Below are 17,243 nucleotides of genomic sequence, written 5' to 3'. Positions count from 1 at the left end.
TTAATCCTAATGAAATCAAAAATAACAAAATTTTGAAAGCAATCTTCATACAGAAAATTTATTTTAGCAAAGATACTATAATTATTTTGTTGATTAAAGAAGCATTTCAGCCGAATCTATTTTAAATTTACAGAAATTTGAAATTAAAAATTGTGAAAAAAATAGCCGTAATTCCAGCTCGTTATGCAGCAACACGTTTTCCAGGTAAATTGATGCAACAATTGGGCGATAAAACTGTGATAAGAATGACGTACGAAAATGTTGTCGCTACTAATTTGTTTGACGATGTTTTTGTGGTGACAGATTCTGATTTAATTTTTGATGAAATTGTTTCGCACAACGGAAAAGCAATCATGAGTATCAAAGATCACGAAACAGGAAGTGATAGAATTGCTGAAGCTATACAAGATATAGAATGTGATATTATCTTGAATGTGCAAGGCGATGAACCATTTGTGAACGAAAAAGCTTTGGCAGATATTTTATCCTCTTTTGATGGAGAATTGGGAAAAACTGTAGATGTGGTGACTTTAAAAGAATCCATTACAAAGGAAGAAGATATTAACAATCCTAATTTTGTAAAAGTGGTCACTGATATTAACGATTTTGCACTTTATTTTTCGCGTTCAGCAATTCCATTTGCACGTGAAACTAATTTTACACCAAATTATTTTCGTCATTTAGGGATTTATGCGTTTAGAAAAGAAGCTTTGTTGAAGTTTTCAACACTTGAAATGCGTCAAAATGAGCGTGCAGAAAAATTAGAACAATTGCGTTATTTGGAATACGGAATGAAGATTAAAGTGATTGAAACCGAATCGATAGGAGTAGGAATTGATACACCAGAAGATTTAGAGCGTGCAAAAAAGTACTTATCCACTATTGTTAAAAAATAATCTTTAAACTTTTTATGATTTATATTTGCCCTAAAATCAGCTATACTTGACGTGGAAATGAAATAATTAAGTTAATTAATACTTAAAAAATTATTTCGGTATGAATGTTGTTGTAAAATGGAGTAAATAAGTAAAATAGTGATTATGAGTGATTCATGGAAAGAATACGAAGCAGAAGGATTAATTGAAAAAAGATCCTTTTTAGTTTCAAAAGATGGTCTTGTGAAAAAATTATACACAGGACAAGATAAATACAAAATCTTAGAAGGAGCGATTAACAATGGTTATCGTGCGATTTGGGTAACAAAAGCAGACGGAAAACGTACAGCTAAATATGTACATAAAATGGTTGCCGAAACTTTTTTACCAAATAAAGACAATAAAGAATATGTAGTGCATTTGGATCATAACAAATTAAACAACGCAATGGATAATTTGAAATGGGCAACATTGGACGAATGGAAAGAGCACAACAAGGATTTATTTAGAATGATGAAAGGACGTTCTCGTTTAGACAGTATTCCAAATAGTAAGTTGACAGAAGCACAAGTTATTCGTCTGAAAAAGAAATTAATTGATCCAAATAGAAAAACAAAAATTTCTACACTAGCAAAACAATTTAATATTTCTCAAGGTCAGGTTTACCGTATTTTAAGAGGTGAAAATTGGGCTCATATAGAAGTTAAAAAAGACTAAAAGACAATATTTCTTTACAGAACTTTAAATTAGTTTTTATATCTTGTTCGACAGATTGTTAAAAATTAAAAAAGTTCTTATGTCGAAATTGACGTTTAGCGCGCTTATGATTTCATTATTTTCTGTGACTACATTTGCACAAAATGCAGAGAAAATAATCGAAACTCATATTCAAAAAACAGGAGGAGAAGCAGCTTGGAATAATTTGAACAGTATTATCCTAAAAGGAGAAGCCATTATAAATGTTGGAGATTCTTATCCAATGATTGTTTATCATCAACGCCCTTACAACAAAAAAGTAGTGTTTGTGATGAATGGAAAAGAAATCTTGAACGAAGGATATGATGGTAGAATGGGATGGACATACAGTGAAGTTGCTAAGAAAAATGTAGCTGTAAAAGATTATAAACCAGACTCTTTTGATTCGGATATTTTGAAATATAAACAAAAAGGATTTAAAGTAAAATACTTAGGTGTAGATAAATACGATCAAAATAATAGCTGTTACAAAATAGAATTAACAAAAAATACAAATTCTACAATATATTGTTTTGATAAAAATTCGTACGAAATTGTAATGGAAAAAAATAAAGACGAAACACTTTATTACTCTAATTTCAAGACGTATAACGGATTATCTTTTGCCACAAAAGTGGTAGGAAAACCAGTTGATGGAGGAGAATATGTGATTAAATTTAATGACATAAAAATCAACCCAGCAATAGATAAGAAAAATTTTAAATTCTAAATATATAAAAAGTGGTTCATCAAGAATCACTTTTTTATTTCTGTTGATTTATACTGCTTAGGTAATATAAGTTTTTTACTTTTGTACTCTGAATGAAGAAATTAAAATATGGCTTTAGACTCTATATTTGATCAAAATAAAAAATACGAGAAGAGCTTTTTTCTAAGATTATTAGAGAAAGCAAGAAAAGATTATCCAGATTCAATTTCTTTTATAGATGATCTAATTTCTAAACTTCAAAATAACTCTACATATCGATTAATTTTTCGCGAAGAACTTCAAAATACATTCGGGAAAATCAATTTCGTTAGCTATTTAGTAGATAGTGGAATTCATCTGGAAGATAATTTATTATCCATTTTTCGAAAGAAAATAATGGATTCTCTTTTACCAGATATCGAAGATAATAATGAATTAACTTCTGTGGTAAATGAGATTTTTTATAATTCGAAAAACTTATCAGCAATCCGAATTATTCCAAGAGATCGTTGGCGAAAATTTTTCGAAGTATTGTATCAAGATATCGAACCAGATAATTTTAAAGGAAACGTTAACAATATTCAGAATCAGCTTTTACAAGCAATTTCTATTTTGACGGTTCGTATTACTGGAGGATTTTCGGATAAAGAAATGATGCGTTACAGTAACGAGGTTAATTATCTTGATAATCCATTCTCTAAACTTTCGATGCAGATTAGTAACATTATCGAAAATCCACAAGCTGGCTTTGATATGTTAGAAATCAAAGAAAGTATTTCGAAATGTAAACATTTGTTAAATGATATTTTAACACAAAAAGATTACAAAGGAATTTCATTGAAAGTTGCATCAAAAATCAATCGTTTGCAACAACAATTAGTTCGTTTGCAAACAATTTTAAATAGTTATAATGAACTAAGATTACACGGAATAATTTCTTTCTATAGTCTTGCAACAAAGAAATGGGTTGAATTTTATGCACCAAAGAATTTTATGAGTAATCAGTTAGGTTCTACGGTTTATTTAATCACTTTCTTAGTTACTTATCATAATGGTAAGACAGGAGAAAAATATATTACGCAGACAGCCAAAGAGTATAACAAGATGTTTTGGACAGCTTGTGGAGGTGGTTTTATTGTTTCTTTTTTGTGTTTTATCAAAACCGGAATTGGAAATATACATGATACATCGCCATTGTTTAAAGCATTTTTCTTTAGTATTAATTACGCTGTTGGTTTCTGTACGATTTATTTGACACATATGACGCTTGCTACAAAACAGCCTTCTATGACAGCAGCTCGTTTAGCTCGTTCGCTTGTGCCGACTTCTGGTTCTGAACTGAATGTGAAAGATTTTACAACTTTATTTGCGCAATTAGTAAGAAGCCAAATGATTGCTTTTTTAGGAAATGTTGTTGCTGGTTTTGTTGTTTCATTAGGAATATTTTATTTATTGAACGAAATCTTAGGATTAGAAGTTTTAAAATATTCTAAAGCTTATCATTATTGGGAAGAAGTGGTAACAATGGATTGGCATATTTTTTACTTTGGAGCAATTGCTGGAGTCTTCTTATTCCTTTCAGGATTAATTTCGGGAATAACAATTAATAATCAACGTTTTCATAATATTCCAGAACGTATTTATAATCATCCAATTTTGAAAAAATCATTTTCAGAACGTAGAAGAAGAAGAATTTCGAATTGGTTTGAGAAAAATATGGGTGGAGTTGTAGGTAATGTTGCATTCGGTTTTATGATGGGATGTGCTTTTTTGATTGGTGATTTTACTGGTCAACCTTTCGATATTCGACACATTACTTTCGTTTCAGGAAACTTCGCGATTGGTATTGGAGGAATGGGTTATCATTTTGATATTGGACCAATGATTATTGGTTTTATTGCAATTTTTATGGTAGGTTGGAGCAACTTCTTAGTTAGTTTTATCTTATCATTATTAATGGCAATGCGATCTAATAATATTCCTTTTTATAAGATTTTTACGATGATTTCGCATACATTAAAAGCATTTTTCCGAAATCCATTACCATTTTTTATTCCGCCTTTATGGACAAAAAACAAAGAAGAAGCTTAGTTAGAAATGGAAACAAACTTTGAAAAACAATTACGTTACGATAAAGCTTATCTTAAAATGGCTTTTGAATGGGCGAATCTATCCTATTGTGAACGCAAAAAAGTTGGTGCAATTATTGTTAAAAATCGAATGATTATTTCTGATGGTTACAATGGTACGCCAAGTGGTTTTGAGAACAAATGCGAAGATGAAGAGGGGAATACAAAATGGCATGTTTTGCATGCTGAAGCAAATGCAATTCTAAAATGTGCAACTTCCACTCAATCTGCAGAAGGAGCGACGTTGTATATTACACTTTCGCCTTGTACAGATTGTAGCAAACTTATTCTGCAAGCAGGTATAAAGCGCATCGTTTACATTCAACAATACAAAGACCTTTCTGGGTTAGAGTTTTTAGAAAAATCAGGAATTACAATTCGACAAATTACAGAAGAAGAATTATACAGTTAGCATTTTAATGAGAAGTTTTTTCAAGGTTATTAATATCGTATTAGTTGTGATGATTATTTTCTTAATCGGTTTTATGGTTGGGAAAAAATACGACTTTGCGTTCGATGAAAACAAGGATATTGTAGGTTTGCAATATTCGGATAACGAACAAAAAATTCGTCGATTAGTTTCTTTGATTGACAATGAATATGTGAACGATGTTAATTCGGATAGTTTGGTTGATGATGCGATTCATTATATGGTTGCCAAGCTAGATCCACATAGTACATATATCGACAAAGCTTCTGTACAAAAGGCAGAAGAGCAATTGAAAGGTGAATTTGTTGGAATTGGAATTCAATTTCGCACAATGAATGACACCATTGTTGTTGAACGTACTTTACCTGGAACGAAAAATTATGGTAAACTAGAATTTGGAGATCAATTAGTTGCTGCAGACAATCAATCTTTAGTTGCAAAAGATAATAAAACAATAGAAGGTTTATTGAAGGGGAAGAAAGGATCGGAAGTTAAACTATCTGTTATTCGCGATCAAAAACCAATTTCTGTTACGCTAAATCGTACTATTGTACCAATTCCTACGGTTACTGGAAAACATATGTTAACGAAAGATATTGGTTATCTTAAATTGACTCGTTTTTCTGAAAATTCTGCAAATGAAGTTCATGAAGGTTTACAAAATTTATTGGATCAAGGAATGAAAACTTTGGTTTTTGATTTACGTGGAAATCCAGGAGGAATCATGCATATTGCAGAAGAAATTGCCGATGAATTTTTAACGAAAAACGAATTGATTGTTTACACACAAGACAAACAAAAACGTAAAAAATATATTTACGCTACAAATAGAGGTCTTTTCGAGCAAGGAAAAATTTACGTCTTAATGGATGAAAATTCTGCTTCCTCGAGTGAGATTGTTGCGGGTGCTTTACAAGATTATGGACGCGGAATTATCGTTGGTCGTCGTTCGTTTGGTAAAGGTTTGGTGCAACGCGAAATTAGTTTAGGAGATGGTACTAAGGTACGTTTGACTGTTGCAAATTATTACACGCCTTCTGGTCGATCTATTCAAAAACCTTTCGATAAAAAAACGGCAAAATACAGTGACGATTTATATAAACGATTAAAATCGGGTGAATTATATAGTAAAGATTCAATTAAAATTAATAAAGACTTAGAGTTTACAGCGCCTTCAGGTAAAAAAGTCTACGGTGGTGGTGGAATTATTCCTGATGAGTTTGTTGCATTAGATACAAATTCGGTTTCGAACTGGTTGTATTATAATCAAGATGCAAATTATTTTAATGATTTTTTATTCAAGAAAATTTATTCAATTCACGATTTTTTCATGTTTCATAACGAAGCAATTTATTTGAAATATTTTAGTGCAGGAATGTATAGAAATGAGTTTTTAGGTGTTTTAGGAATTCCTTCAAATGAGTTTAACCCTGTTTTTTCAACAACTGTTGATAACTACATGAAAGCCACAATTGCTGGAACTTTATATGGTTCTCGTGCATTTTATCAAGTTTGGATGCCCGAAGATGAAATGATAAAGCGTATTTTTGAACTTGAAAAAATAACGAAGTAAATGCTGTGGAAAGATGCTTTGTATGACTATCAAATGTATCTGAAATTAGAAAAAAGAGTTTCTGCTAATACAATTGAAGGTTATCTACGCGATATTCAAAAATTAATTAATTATTCTGATAAACAACCTTTAGATTATTCGCAAGATGATTTGAGGGATTTTGTACACGATTTTGCATCGAGCGAATATAGCGTTCGTTCGCAAGCGCGTGTTATTTCTGGCTTGAAAAGCTTTTTTGGATACTTACAACTCGAAGATTTTAGAGAAGATAATCCGACTTCTTTACTTGAAACTCCAAAAATTGGGATGAAACTTCCTGATGTGCTTTCTGAAAAAGAAATTGATAAAATGATTGAAGTAATTGATTTATCAAAACCAGAAGGACAGCGCAATCGTGCGATTATAGAAGTGCTTTATGGCTGTGGTTTGCGTGTTTCGGAATTGATAAATCTCAAAATTTCTGATCTTTTTTTTGATGATGGTTTTATTCGTGTCATTGGGAAAGGAAACAAACAAAGACTGGTTCCGATTAGCGATTATACGATAAAATATATTAACTTGTACAAAGAAAGTATTCGTATTCATCTTCCTATACAAGCTGGTTTCGAAGATTTTTTGTTCTTAAATAGACGAGGTAAAAATCTTACACGTGTGATGATTTTTACAATCGTAAAAGAATTATCGATAATTGCTGGAGTTAAAAAAACAATTAGTCCACATACGTTTCGCCATTCTTTTGCGACTCATTTATTGAAAAATGGAGCAGATCTTCGTGCTATTCAGTTGATGTTGGGACACGAAAGTATTACGACGACTGAAATTTATACGCATGTTGATCAAGAATTTATTCGAGATGCGATTATCAAATTTCATCCAAGAAATAAATAGAAAATTGTCATTCCGAATGAAGCGATTGTGAAATTGAAGAATCTTTTTTAGTTATAGATTTCTCGATGAAAATAGTCATTCTGAACTCGTTTCAGAATCACACTTGTTTATGAGATGCTGAAATAAATTCAGCATGACATGACGGATACTCAAAATAAATAATAATCATTAACCTAAAAAGATGATAAAATCGTTTAAATTTTGTCCAAATTGTGGACATTCTATCGATCATTTTGATTTTAGAAAAATGTCGTGTAAAAATTGTGATTTGGTTTATTATCAAAATGTGGCAGCTGCTGTTGCGGTTATTCTAAAAAAAGAAGATAAAATTCTTTTTACAGTTCGAAATAGAGAACCAAAGAAAGGAATGTTGGATTTGGCTGGAGGTTTTACAGACCCAAATGAATCGGCAGAAAGAACGTGTCAACGAGAGATTGAGGAAGAATTAGGAATTAAAATTCCATTAGAGAATTTCAAGTATTTTTTATCTCAACCCAATACATATGAGTACAAAGAAGTTCCATATAAAACGTGTGATTTAGCATTTATTGCTGATTTTCCAGATGAAGAAATTACGCTTGAAAAAGATGAAATTGCAGAAGTAAAGTGGGTTCCTATCAACGAAATTAATTTAGATGAAATAGGTTTTGATTCGTTGAGAAAAGTGGTGGAAACTTATATTAAAAATCAATAAAAATGAATTCTGATTCTTTTCCAATATTGAATTCTGAACGATTGCTTTTTCGACAAATTGTTCAAGAAGATATTCATGATATTTTTAAAGGCTTATCGCATCCAGAAGTGATAAAATATTATGGAGTAAGTTATAAAACTTTAGAAGAAACTCAGGAACAAATTGATTGGTACAAAGGATTAGAAGAAAACGAAACAGGAATTTATTGGGCGATCTGTTCTGTTGATAACTCTACTTTTTACGGAGTTGGAGGGTTGAATAATTTAGATAAAAAGAACAAAAAAGCTGAAATTGGATTCTGGTTATTGCCTGATTTTTGGAACAAAGGATTTATGAAAGAAGCATTTCCTCTTATTTGTGATTTTGCGTATAATTCGTTGAATTTGCATAGAATAGAAGGTTATGTTGATTCGAGAAATATAACTTGTAAAAAAGCAATCGAAAAAATGGGCTTCATTTTTGAAGGTTCTATGAGGGATTGTGAAATAAAAGATAATCAATTTCTTAGTGTAGATATCTATTCGAAATTGAAAACTGATTAATAAAATTTATTATGAAAAAAATACTTTTACTAAGTGCGTTATTTTTAACAATTGTTTCATGTAGTACGCAAAATATAGCGGTAGATTATGACCGAGATTTTGATTTTGAAACAAATAGAACATATTCTTTTACACAAACGGGAAATTTAGGTTTGAATGGTTTAGATTCTGCCAGATTATATTCGTCTATTGAAAAAGGAATGTTGTACAGAGGTTTTCAGAAATCGAATGATGGAGTTTTAACGTTAGACGTGAAGCCAGAAGAGTTTGTTTCTAAACAACAAAATTCAAATGTAGGAATTGGAATGGGAACGGGTAGTTATGGTTTTGGAGGTGGAGTTTCGGTTGGAATTCCGATTATGTCTCAAAAATTAAATCAAAATTATACGATTTCGATGAAGGATGAAGGAAGATTAGTTTGGGAAGGAACCTTGAAAATTCAAATGCCCTTGAAAGCTTCGCCAGAAGTTCGTGCAGCGAATATTCAGAAAGGTGTAACGAAATTGTTGCAAAAATTCCCACCTAAAAAGAAATAAAACAATAGTTTGATGAAAATTTGTTATACGGTATTTCTTTGTTTAATATTTCAGTTTTGTTTTGGTCAAATTAATGATTTTGAAGGTCTTTCGAATCATGAAGATTACTCATCATATCGTCAAGTTGTATTCAAAAGTTTTATGGGGTCAACTACTGAATATAATTTAAAAGAAAGTAGAGTGACAGATTTAATCTTTTATTTTTCTAAAGATAATATAGTTAGAAAAGAATCTTTTATTTATGATGCGATAGGTAATTTAATAAGCGTAAATAGTTATAATACAACTAATAATGAACTTTTATTTCAAACAAATTATATCTTGAGATATGATGATTTAGGTAGAATTTTAGAGAAAGATAAAAAAAGTTATATTTATAAAGGAGCTTCTAAATTACCAGAAAAAATAACAACTCTTTATCCTGAAGTTGAAGATTCTGCTTTTAGTTTAAAAAAAGAATTTTTATATGATGATTTGGGAAATGTAAAATCAGTTAAAAATTATTATTATACCCAAAATCAATTACAAGTTGATATTGAACAATATCAGTATGATAAATTTCAAAATGTAATCAAACTTGAAAGGAAAAGTATTCCAGAAAAAGAATATCCAATAATTATGATTGGAGGTTATAATAAACATCGAACTGAAGAGTTTGAGTATGTTTATAATCAGAAACAACTATGGATAAAAAAGTATAGAGTAGTTGATGGAAAAAAGACATTGATTGCAGAAAGAGATTTTTTTCAATAAAAAGCCTTGGTAAATTATTATCAAGGCTTTTTTTATTTTTTATAATTTAAAAATTAATTCGTTCTCTTCTGATTGTTGAAGTTTAGATTTTTGTAAAAGTTTCAATGTTTCTGGTTGATTTGCATTTGCTTTAGCAGCTATTTTATCTAACTTCAATTCATTTTTTGCATAATCTACAATTTCATTCAAAACTTCTGTTCCGTAACCTTTGTTCTGAAATTTACGTTTCAAACGAATGTTGATAACTGCGCCGTATTTTGTTTGACGCAAACCTCCCCAACCAACAAATCGTCCGCTTTTTTTCTCGTGAACACCCCATAGACCAAAACCATGTTCTTGGTAATGTTTCTCCATATTTTCGATAAAAAACTTCGCTTCGTCTTCAGATTTATACGGTTTTTCGTTGACGATTTTCATCAATTCTTTGTCAGAATTTAATTGAAATAATTCGAATGCATCAATCTCAAAAAACTCTCGTAAGATCAAACTTTTTGTTTCGCAAATAACTTTCATTAAAACTTTTTAGTTGTTGCAAAGTTACTTCGATTTGGAGAATAAAAAAAGTCTTACATTTTGGTGTAAGACTTTTTATTGCTTATTTTTTTGTTCCAGTTTTTGCTGGAGTTGTTGTTTTAGGAGGCGTAGCTGTTGCTTCCGAAACCTTTTGATTAATCTCTTGTGTTAAGATTTGTCTTTTTAGATTAAAGATTTCTGTATCTTTTTGATCAATCTTAGCGTCCAAATCTTTTACTTTTTGAGTCAAATCAGCAACTTGTTTTTCTTTTTCATTCAATTGAGTATAGAAAAGTTTCGATTTTTCTCCAGAACTATTCAAAGCAGAATATAATTCTTGCAAATTAGTATCGTGCTCTTTTTGAGCCATTCTAATCATAGATTGTGCATTTGATAAAGCTGTATCTTTGATGTATAATTCGCTTTTTGTTTTTGCTAAATCTTTTTCAAGATTCTCGATTTTCAAATTCGCTAATGTCAATTCTTTAGATGTATTCGATTGATCGTCTAAAGCTTTGTAATAATTAGCTTCCAATTCTTGGTGTTGTTTCTGAGGAACGCAACTTGCAATAGCAAAAAGAGCGAAACAACAAAGTACAATTTTTTTCATTTATATAATCTTAAACGTCTAATTCTAATAAAACAGGACAATGATCTGAGTGCTTCGCATCTGGTAAAATTGTCGCACGTGTCATATTTTTTTCTAATGTATTACTCACCATATTGTAATCGATTCTCCAACCTTTGTTATTATTGCGCGCATTTGCACGGTAAGACCACCACGAATAATGATGAGGTTCTTTTACAAAATAACGAAAAGAATCAATCATATTACATTCATCAAGAAAAGCAGTCATCCATTCTCTTTCGACAGGTAAAAAACCAGAAACTTTTGCATTACGAACAGGATCGTGAATATCAATTGCTTCGTGACAAATGTTATAATCGCCACAAATTACAATGTTTGGATGAGAGATTTTAAGTTCTTTGATATAATCTTTAAAATCTTCGCAAAATTGTAATTTAAAGTCTAATCGATCAATATTTGTTCCACTTGGCAAATACAAACTAATTACCGAAACATTGTCAAAATCAAGTCTCAAAACGCGACCTTCTCTGTCAATATAATCTATTCCAGTTCCTATTTGTACATGATTTGGTTTTATTTTCGAGAAAATAGCCACTCCGCTGTATCCTTTTTTCTCTGCTGCATGCCAATAAATGTGATAACCCAATTCCTCAAAAGGTTTTGTGTCCACTTGTTCTTGCATTGCTTTTGTTTCTTGAATACATAAAACATCTGGTTGTGCAGCCTCTAACCATTCAACCAAACCTTTCGTCATCGCAGCGCGAATTCCATTTACATTGTAACTGATGATTTTCATAGTTAGCGAAATTACTAAATATTTATGACGGATTGATTTAGAATGATAAATAAAGTGAATATTTTTTGTAACTTTTTAGAAGTTAATGCGTCTATATAATAAAAGACATCTATATGAAATACATTTTTCTTCCAATTTTAATATTCAGTTCGTTAGGATTTGCGAGTTGTTCGGTCGATTTAAATTCTAAATCACCAGCTTCTAATTATTTAGATCGAGTAGAAGCGAGTAGTAATACAGTTACGGAAACGCGTAAAGTTGCTTCTTTTGAAGGGATTGACGTAAGTAGTGCAATAAGTGTTACAGTTGAGGATGGTAATTATAATGGTCAAATTTCTGTTGAAGCACCAGATAATATTATGAATAGAATCACGACTGAAGTGAAGAATGGTGTTTTGGTGATGAAAATTAATGGAACAGTAAATTTGAAAAATTCTTCTATTAAAATTAAATTCTCACATCAAAAATTACGTTCATTTAATCTTTCTGGAGCAACGAATGTAACGGTTTTACCAACGCAAAAAGTAGAAAAAATGGCGGTTGATTTATCAGGAGCAAGTAATTTGAAATTAGATGTAGTTTCTAATTCTATTTCGGTTGATAATTCTGGTGCATCAAGTATGAAAATTTCTGGAAATGTACAGGATTTAAACATTTCAGTTTCGGGAGCTTCTTCATTTGTTGGAAAAGAATTGAAAGCTGCGAATGTAGTTGTTGATTGTTCAGGAGCAAGTTCTACAACAGTTTGGGCTGTGAATAATTTGACTGCTGATAGTTCTGGAGCGAGTTCTGTTCGTTATGTAGACGAAAATAGTTTGAAAACGAAAGTGAGCACTTCTGGAATGTCTTCTATCAAAAGAATAAACTAATAGTTTTTGTTTAAAACTATGATAAGTTAATATTTAGTACTACAAAAAAATCGGATGAATTTCATCCGATTTTTTATATCTATTTTCTTTATTAGAATTGCCAACCTAATGTCAATAAGAATAAATTGTTGTTTAATTTAACTTTTGGAGCGTAAGTGTTAGGTAAAGAAACAAATTCATTATTAGTATTAATATAATCTGTTCCACCAATCAACTGTTGATATTTTTGAGTTTGATATTGATAAGCCGCATCGATATAGAATCCACCAAAATCATATCCTAAACCAAAACTTGCACGATTAATATCTCCTTGAAATGCTTTCGATAAAACAGCTGCATTTGTTACAACATTGTTTTCGTTTGCAATATCCATTGTAAAATCTTTGTAAGGAGAAGTTACATAATTATAACCCGCTCTTACTTTGAAACGATCTACACGGTATTCTGCACCAACTCTAACTTCACTTGAATTTTTTACAAAATCATTGATGAAATTATTAGAAGAATTAAAATATTGTGATGGTTTTAATTTTGTATCATTGTTCATGTGGTACGTATAATCAGCACCAAGTGATAAATTTTTACCAACAACAAAACCTAAACTTCCTACAAGGCGACCACCACGTGTCATATCGTAATCAGAAGAATACATATAATAAGAATCTACAGCAGTTCCGTTATTGATGAAGTTTGCTGCATAATAATCTTCCGAAACATTGTACCAAACAGGAGAATGATAAGCCGCTCCTAAACGTACATTGTGATTCACTTTGTAAATAGCACCTAAAGAGAAAGAAAATCCTTGCCCAATTTCACTATATGGAGCTCCATCTGCATTGTATACATAAGTTTTTCCATTGTCGTCATCACGCTCTGCATATTGTTCGTATCCCGAATAGTTAGTTTCGTGGAAGTTTAATCCAAATCCTAAGTAGACTTTGTCGTCATAGCTAGTTCCTAAATTAACAGAGAATTTAGATTTGTATCCATCTATATCTTTAATGTAACCATTGAAAGTTCCATTTGGATTATCAAATTTAATTCCTTCATTTGTTCCAATTGATGAATAATTGTCTAAACGCTGATTAAGATAAGCGACACCAACTGTGAAACGATTCCATTTTGAAGCTTCATTTGCAAAAACAAATGTTCCTCCAAATTGTTGGAAATCAAAATTACTTTCAGATTCTTTGATATTTGTTCCGAAATTAGTTTTGTTACTAAAAGTAGAAACACCAGCTGTTACTTGTACGTCAGAGTTAATTGCTACTCCTAATCCAGCAGGATTTTGCTCGACAGAAGTAATGTCACTTCCTAATGCACCAACAGCCCCACCAACACCAATATATTTAGCATTTCCGCTGTTAATATCTTGCGAATATAAATTTATAGCATTTGTAGAATACTGAGTTTCGTACCCTTTGTTTTGTTGTGCAAAAGCCAATGTACCAGCTAAGGTACAAAGGCTTAATAATATTTTTTTCATTTATATATGATCTAAATCTAGTTATCTTCTTCCTCCACCACGAGAACCTCCGCCTCCTGTGCTACTTCCGCGAGAACCACCTCCCATGCTTCCGCTACTCATACTGCTACCTCTACTTGGAGAAGGTGTTGAATATGATGAACGAGAATTGTTCATGCTATTTGTTCTGTCATAGCTTCTTGTTGGTTGTTGATATTGTTGCGCTTCGCGAGTCGGTCTTGTGTTGTAAGTAGGCTGTTGTGTTTGCGCTGGTCTTACTTCACGAGTTGGACGTGTGTTATTCATTTGCCCTTGATCAACAGTAGGTCTTACTTCTCTTGTAGGACGAGTTCCGTTAATTTGACTTTGGTCTACACTTGGTCTTACTTCACGAGTTGGACGTGTATTATTCATTTGTCCTTGATCAATAGTAGGTCTAACCTCTCTTGTAGGACGAGTTCCGTTAATTTGACTTTGGTCTGTACCTGGTCTAACTTCGCGAGTTGGACGTGTTGTAGTATTAATTGTATTATCACGAGTAGGTCTTAAACCTGTAGAGATTTGGTTGTTTCTACCATTTAAGCTTCCAACAGGACGAGTAGAATTAATCGTGTTATTTAAACGACCACCGTTTCTGTAACCTGGTTGAGAATAAATTCCTCTTGGACGATTGTATCCATATCCGTAATAACCTGGATATCCGTAACCGTAACCCCAACCGTTATTCCAACCGTAGTAACCTCCATAATATCCACCATAGTAAGGTCTATTCCAACCCCAACCATAATATCCATTATACCATGGATCGTTCCATCCCCATCCGAATGAAATACCAAATCCGTTTCCGTACCATCCACCATACCAAGGATTGTAATATCCCCAACGATATGGATTGTAGAAACCTCCCCATCCGTAATTGTACCAAGGATAGTTGTTCCAGATATTAATTTCTACACCATCATTACGTCCCCAGTCATAATTACTTGATCCGTTATAAGTAAGTGTGTAATAGTTGTTTCCAAAATAATTGTAACCACCTAAACCATATCCGTTAATTTTAACTTTGGTTGCTGATTTAGATTGAGTATTATCATTTGTACTATCAACATCATCTTGGTAATAAAATTGTTCAGCACCATTTCCTTCTGCATCAAAGTATGGACTACCAATTTTTATTTCCCCTTGATTTTCTTGTTCTCCTTGCTCGTTTCCATATTGTGGTTGAGCTTGTTGATAGGTTTTATCTGTTTTCGGATTATAGTAAACTCCGTCGCTTTCGTAACCACTTGGTTGATAAGTCGAACAAGATGAAATTCCTAATGCAGCCACAAGAATTAATGTAGTTGCAGAAATTTTATTAGAAATTTTATAAACTTTGTTCATAATTATAAATTTACATCGTTTGTAATAATTAAATTTGCATAAATTTAAAGGCAATTTTTATGCCAAGTAAAGATACGAAACTTATCAACAAATATAAAAGATTATGGCAAAATTAACAACTCGTGCTGAGGATTATTCTAAGTGGTACAATGAGCTTGTTGTAAAAGCAAATTTAGCTGAAAATTCCAAGGTTAGAGGGTGTATGGTGATCAAACCATATGGCTATGCTATTTGGGAAAAACTACAAGCAGAATTAGACAAAAGATTTAAAGAAACAGGTCATCAAAATGCTTATTTCCCCTTATTTGTTCCTAAAAGTTTATTCGAAGCTGAAGAAAAAAACGCAGAAGGTTTTGCAAAAGAATGTGCAGTTGTAACACATTATCGATTGAAAAATGATCCTGATAATAAAGGAAAATTAATTGTAGATCCAGAAGCAAAATTAGAAGAAGAATTAATAGTTCGTCCAACTTCAGAAGCAATTATTTGGAGTACATACAAAGGTTGGATTCAGTCGTACCGCGATTTACCAATTTTGATTAATCAATGGGCAAATGTTGTGCGTTGGGAAATGCGTACGCGTTTGTTTTTGAGAACTGCCGAATTTTTATGGCAAGAAGGACACACAGCACACGAAACAAAAGATGAAGCAATTGCAGAAGCGCAACAAATGCAAGAAGTGTATGCGGATGTTGTAGAGAATTTTATGGCAATTCCAGTTGTAAAAGGAAGAAAGTCAGATTCTGAGCGTTTTGCGGGTGCAGATGACACGTACACAATTGAAGCGTTGATGCAAGATGGAAAAGCTTTACAAGCGGGAACTTCTCACTTTTTAGGGCAAAACTTTGCGAAAGCTTTTGATGTAAAATTTGCTAGTAAAGAAGGAAAACAAGAATATGTTTGGGCAACTTCTTGGGGAGTTTCTACTCGTTTGATGGGGGCATTAATTATGACGCATTCTGATGATTTAGGATTAGTTTTACCTCCAAAATTGGCACCAATTCAGATTGTTGTTGTTCCAATTTATAAAACAGAAGAACAATTAGAAGAAATTCGTCAAGTAGTGGATAAATTTTCATCAGAATTGAAAGCGAAAGGAATTTCGATCAAATTTGATGATGATGATAAAACGAAACCAGGTTGGAAATTTGCTGAATACGAATTGAAAGGTGTTCCTGTACGAATTGCAATTGGACCAAAAGATTTAGAAAAAGGTCATGTTGAGGTTGCTCGTCGTGATACATTAGAAAAACAATTTATTGCGTTGGATAATGTGTCAACTGAAGTAGAGAAATTATTAGAAGATATTCAAACTAATTTATTCCAAAAAGCGTCAGATTTTAGAGATACTCATACAACAGAAGCAACAACTTTTGAAGAGTTCAAAGATATTATCGAAAATAAAGGTGGTTTTGTTTCAGCTTTATGGGACGGAACAGAAGAAACAGAAGAAGCGGTAAAAAATGCGACGAAAGCAACAATTCGTTGTATTCCTCAAGCTTTTGAAACGCCTACAGAAGGAGTTGATGTTTTCTCTGGAAAACCTGCAAAATACAGAGTTTTATATGCGAAAGCATATTAATTTACTAAACAATAATTAGCAAAAAAACTTTCCAAAATAAAAAAGGAGCTATTAATTAGCTCCTTTTCTATTTTGATGTTTTTTGGCGTGCAATTCTTTTAAATGTAATTACTATAGTAGGGAAATTATTTTTTTGGATTTTATTTTACGTAAAACCGTAATTTATTTTTAGATAATTGTTT

The 17,243-nt window shown here is 31.7% G+C and carries 18 protein-coding genes; 13 read left to right on the top strand and 5 right to left on the bottom strand.

The window, feature by feature from the left end; translation table 11 throughout:
• Positions 1-152 precede the first annotated feature (152 nt).
• The 11 genes from kdsB (at position 153) to FH779_RS14285 (ending at position 9,864) form a co-directional block, all read left to right on the top strand.
• Positions 153-896, top strand: a complete 744-nt coding sequence (gene kdsB, locus FH779_RS14335) for a 3-deoxy-manno-octulosonate cytidylyltransferase (protein ID WP_180905190.1) — start codon at positions 153-155, stop codon at positions 894-896.
• A gap of 144 nt (positions 897-1,040) precedes the next feature.
• Positions 1,041-1,592, top strand: a complete 552-nt coding sequence (locus tag FH779_RS14330) for an HNH endonuclease (protein ID WP_038332702.1) — start codon at positions 1,041-1,043, stop codon at positions 1,590-1,592.
• Positions 1,593-1,671: 79 nt separating this feature from the next.
• Complete coding sequence (locus tag FH779_RS14325; RefSeq protein ID WP_221627915.1) at positions 1,672-2,340, top strand: LolA family protein; 669 nt, start codon at positions 1,672-1,674, stop codon at positions 2,338-2,340.
• 108 nt (positions 2,341-2,448) lie between these two features.
• The gene (locus tag FH779_RS14320) at positions 2,449-4,410 is read left to right on the top strand and encodes a site-specific recombinase Gcr (protein ID WP_180905189.1); all 1,962 of its coding nucleotides are present in this window, start codon (positions 2,449-2,451) and stop codon (positions 4,408-4,410) included.
• A gap of 6 nt (positions 4,411-4,416) precedes the next feature.
• Positions 4,417-4,860 carry a deoxycytidylate deaminase gene (locus FH779_RS14315; protein ID WP_180905188.1) on the top strand — a complete coding sequence of 148 codons (444 nt, stop codon included), beginning with the start codon at positions 4,417-4,419 and terminating at the stop codon, positions 4,858-4,860.
• Between the two features lie 7 nt (positions 4,861-4,867).
• Positions 4,868-6,451: a S41 family peptidase gene (locus FH779_RS14310; RefSeq protein ID WP_180905187.1), complete on the top strand. Its 1,584-nt coding sequence runs from the start codon at positions 4,868-4,870 to the stop codon at positions 6,449-6,451.
• Complete coding sequence (xerD, locus tag FH779_RS14305) at positions 6,452-7,339, top strand: site-specific tyrosine recombinase XerD (protein ID WP_180905186.1); 888 nt, start codon at positions 6,452-6,454, stop codon at positions 7,337-7,339.
• Between the two features lie 181 nt (positions 7,340-7,520).
• Entirely contained in the window at positions 7,521-8,033 is a 513-nt protein-coding gene (locus tag FH779_RS14300; protein ID WP_180905185.1) for an NUDIX hydrolase, read from the top strand.
• Positions 8,034-8,035: 2 nt separating this feature from the next.
• On the top strand, positions 8,036-8,575 hold the full coding sequence (locus FH779_RS14295; RefSeq protein WP_180905184.1) for a GNAT family N-acetyltransferase: 540 nt from the start codon (positions 8,036-8,038) through the stop codon (positions 8,573-8,575).
• Between the two features lie 11 nt (positions 8,576-8,586).
• Entirely contained in the window at positions 8,587-9,111 is a 525-nt protein-coding gene (locus tag FH779_RS14290) for a DUF4136 domain-containing protein (RefSeq protein WP_180905183.1), read from the top strand.
• Positions 9,112-9,123: 12 nt separating this feature from the next.
• Entirely contained in the window at positions 9,124-9,864 is a 741-nt protein-coding gene (locus tag FH779_RS14285) for a hypothetical protein (protein WP_180905182.1), read from the top strand.
• 39 nt (positions 9,865-9,903) lie between these two features.
• On the opposite strand, the gene FH779_RS14280 is transcribed toward FH779_RS14285, so the two are convergent.
• The 3 genes from FH779_RS14280 to FH779_RS14270 form a co-directional block, all read right to left on the bottom strand.
• Positions 9,904-10,377, bottom strand: a complete 474-nt coding sequence (locus tag FH779_RS14280; RefSeq protein ID WP_180905181.1) for a GNAT family N-acetyltransferase — start codon at positions 10,375-10,377, stop codon at positions 9,904-9,906.
• 82 nt (positions 10,378-10,459) lie between these two features.
• Positions 10,460-10,987 (bottom strand): hypothetical protein, encoded by a 528-nt coding sequence (locus FH779_RS14275; protein WP_180905180.1) that lies wholly within the window; start codon positions 10,985-10,987, stop codon positions 10,460-10,462.
• Between the two features lie 10 nt (positions 10,988-10,997).
• Positions 10,998-11,762: an exodeoxyribonuclease III gene (locus FH779_RS14270; RefSeq protein WP_115001807.1), complete on the bottom strand. Its 765-nt coding sequence runs from the start codon at positions 11,760-11,762 to the stop codon at positions 10,998-11,000.
• Positions 11,763-11,875: 113 nt separating this feature from the next.
• Here FH779_RS14270 and FH779_RS14265 point away from each other — a divergent pair, with 113 nt between their 5' ends.
• A complete protein-coding gene (locus tag FH779_RS14265; RefSeq protein ID WP_180905179.1) occupies positions 11,876-12,631 on the top strand; it encodes a head GIN domain-containing protein in 756 nt (251 codons plus the stop codon).
• Between the two features lie 91 nt (positions 12,632-12,722).
• Here FH779_RS14265 and FH779_RS14260 read toward each other — a convergent pair whose 3' ends face one another.
• Complete coding sequence (locus FH779_RS14260) at positions 12,723-14,117, bottom strand: OmpP1/FadL family transporter (protein WP_180905178.1); 1,395 nt, start codon at positions 14,115-14,117, stop codon at positions 12,723-12,725.
• Positions 14,118-14,138: 21 nt separating this feature from the next.
• Complete coding sequence (locus FH779_RS14255) at positions 14,139-15,479, bottom strand: hypothetical protein (RefSeq protein ID WP_180905177.1); 1,341 nt, start codon at positions 15,477-15,479, stop codon at positions 14,139-14,141.
• 103 nt (positions 15,480-15,582) lie between these two features.
• Between FH779_RS14255 and proS the strand changes: the two genes are divergently transcribed.
• Positions 15,583-17,061 carry a proline--tRNA ligase gene (gene proS / locus FH779_RS14250; protein WP_180905176.1) on the top strand — a complete coding sequence of 493 codons (1,479 nt, stop codon included), beginning with the start codon at positions 15,583-15,585 and terminating at the stop codon, positions 17,059-17,061.
• Positions 17,062-17,243 lie beyond the last annotated feature (182 nt).

This window comes from Empedobacter falsenii (assembly GCF_013488205.1).
Classification (GTDB): Bacteria; Bacteroidota; Bacteroidia; order Flavobacteriales; family Weeksellaceae; genus Empedobacter; species Empedobacter falsenii_C.
This window is presented reverse-complemented; position numbering and strand designations above follow the sequence as displayed.